Raw genomic sequence first — 2,884 nt, 5'->3', positions numbered from 1 at the left:
AATCGAATTTGCCACCGGCATGCAACATCGTCATGATGACTTCGAGCGCCGACTTGTCCTTGAATTTCGGATGTGGGTCGACAGGCATGCCGCGGCCGTTATCGGTGACAGTCAAAAAGCCCTCGGCATCGAGCTCGACTTCAATGAAGGTCGCATGGCCAGCGACTGCCTCGTCCATCGAGTTGTCGATGACTTCGGCGAAGAGATGGTGCAGCGCCTTTTCGTCAGTGCCACCGATATACATGCCTGGACGGCGGCGCACCGGCTCCAGCCCTTCCAGGACCTCGATGTGGCTGGCGTCATAACCTTCGCTGCCATCCTTGACGGCCGGTGCGGGGCGCTTGGCTGCTGCTGCAGCCTGCACCAACGGATCCGCCGGGCGGGAAACGGGGCGGGGAGGCTGCTTATCGAGGCTGCCAAAAAGATCGTTGCTATCGTCCATGGGCGGGCGAGGTATCCAATCTGCGAATCACCAGTGAGTGTGTCATGCATCGGCCGGGAACGCGAGTTTGGTTCCCCTTTTGTACAAATGCAAAAGCGCCGGAGAACCGCGTAACGCGGCGCTCCGGCGCTTGCAAGCCTTACATTGTTACTCGGCGGCGCCGAGATACTCGCTCAACGGCGGGCAGGCGCAGACCAGGTTGCGGTCGCCGGCGACATTGTCGATGCGCGACACYGGCGGCCAGTACTTGGCCACAGTGTCGGGATCGCCGCCCGGATAGGCTGCTTCCAGGCGCGAGTAGGGGTGCTTCCAATCCCCTACCAGCGTCTCTGTCGCAGTATGCGGGGCGTTTACCAGCGGATTGTCATCCTTCGGCCATTCGCCCTTTTCGACCTTCGCCGCTTCGCCAGCGATCGCGATCATCGCCGCGCAGAAGCGGTCGATCTCGTGCTTGGGCTCGGACTCGGTCGGCTCGACCATCAGCGTGCCGGCAACCGGCCACGACATCGTCGGGGCGTGGAAGCCGTAGTCGATGAGGCGCTTGGCAATGTCCTCGACCGAGATGCCAGCGGTTTCCTTGAGCACGCGGGTGTCGAGGATGCACTCATGCGCGACACGCCCGTTGCGGCCCTTGAACAGCACCGGATAGTGCGCCTCGAGCTTGCTGACGATGTAGTTGGCGTTGAGGATCGCCTGTTCCGTCGCCTGCTTGAGGCCCGACGCACCCATCATCCGGATGTACATCCAGGTGATCGGCAGGATCGAGGCGCTGCCGAAGGGAGCCGCGGAGACCGCGTGAGCGCTGCCGATTTCGACATGACCGGGCAGGAACGGTGCCAGGTGCGACTTGACGCCGATCGGGCCGATGCCGGGGCCGCCGCCGCCATGCGGGATGCAGAAGGTCTTGTGCAGGTTCATGTGGCAGACATCGGCGCCGATATCGGCCGGCCGCGACAGTGCGACCATCGCGTTCAGGTTGGCGCCGTCGAAATAGACCTGACCGCCATGCGCATGAACGATCTCGCAGATGTCGCGCGCGCCTTCCTCGAACACGCCATGCGTCGAGGGGTAGGTGAACATCAGTGCCGCGAGCTTGTCGGCATGCTGCTCGGCCTTGACCTTGAGGTCGGTGACATCGATGTCGCCGTCGTCGAGGCAGTGCACGACCACTACGTCCATGCCGGCCATGGCGGCACTAGCCGGGTTGGTGCCATGCGCCGAAGACGGGATCAGGCAGATGTTGCGCTGGGTCTCACCACGCGAATGGTGATAGCGGCGGATCGCCAGAAGGCCGGCATATTCGCCCTGGCTGCCGGCGTTCGGCTGCAGGCTGACGGCGTCGAAGCCGGTGATCTCGCAGAGCCATGCTTCGAGATCGTCGGTCATCGCGCGGTAGCCAAGCGAATGGCTGGTCGGCGCGAACGGATGCAGGTTGGCGACCGACGGCCAGCTGACCGGCATCATCTCGGCCGCCGCATTGAGCTTCATGGTGCAGGAACCGAGCGGGATCATCGCGCGGTCGAGCGCCAAATCCTTGTCGGCCAGCCTGCGCAGCAAGCGCATCATGTCGGTTTCCGAGCGGTTCTCATGGRACACCGGCTGGGTCAGGAACTCCTTGCCGCGCGGCTTGCCCGGCAGCGAGCGCTTGGCCTCGGATGCGACCTTGGCGCCAAACAGGGCGGCGATCGCTTCGAGGTCGGCAACGGTCGAGGTCTCGTCGAAGGCGACCGAAACATGGTCGGCGTCGATGACACGCAACAGGCGGCCGGTCTTCTCTGCTTCAGTGGCGAAGGCTTCGGCCTTGCCCATGGCATTGATGGAGACGGTGTCGAAGCGCTTGTCGCCCACCACCGACAGACCGGCGGCCTTCAGGCCTTCGGCGAGACGGCTCGTCAGGCCATGGATACGTTCCGCAATCGCCTGCAGGCCCGATGGGCCATGCCAGATGGCGAAGGACGCGGCCATGTTGGCGAGCAACGCCTGCGCGGTGCAGATGTTCGACGTCGCCTTGTCGCGGCGGATGTGCTGCTCGCGCGTCTGGAGTGCGAGGCGGTAACCGGGACGGCCCTTGCTGTCGACGGACTGGCCAACGAGGCGGCCCGGCATCAGACGGGTGAGCTTGTCGGAAACGGCGCAATAAGCAGCGTGCGGACCGCCAAAGCCCATCGGCACGCCAAAACGCTGCATCGAACCAGTGGCGATGTCGGCGCCGAGGCTGGCCGGGGTGTCGGTGATCGTCAGGCTGAGCGGGTCGGAGACGAAGATGACGATCGCGCCGACTGCCTTGGCCTTTTCGATCGCTGCCTTGTGGTCGCCATAGACACCGTTGGTGTCGGGCCAGGAAACGATCAATGCCGCGGTGTTGTCGTCGATGGTCTCGCCGTCGATCTCGGTGCCGAGCGGCTCAGCGCGGGTGCGCACGACGTCGAGGACCTGCGGATG

Annotated in this window: 2 protein-coding genes; both read right to left on the bottom strand. The window is 64.3% G+C overall.

Translation table 11 applies throughout. The features are described from left to right. A partial coding sequence (locus AC1DUU_RS28150) for an ATP-binding protein (protein WP_476786634.1) occupies positions 1 to 442 on the bottom strand: 442 nt, incomplete at its 3' end. Between the two features lie 147 nt (positions 443 to 589). Continuing rightward, on the bottom strand, positions 590 to 2,884 hold a 2,295-nt coding region (gene gcvP / locus AC1DUU_RS28145; RefSeq protein ID WP_476786633.1), incomplete at its 5' end, for an aminomethyl-transferring glycine dehydrogenase.

The sequence above is a fragment of the Aminobacter sp. P4_H6_2 genome, from assembly GCF_056400805.1.
The sequence above is the reverse complement of the archived record's forward strand: the minus strand, read 5'-3'. Positions and strand labels throughout refer to the sequence as shown.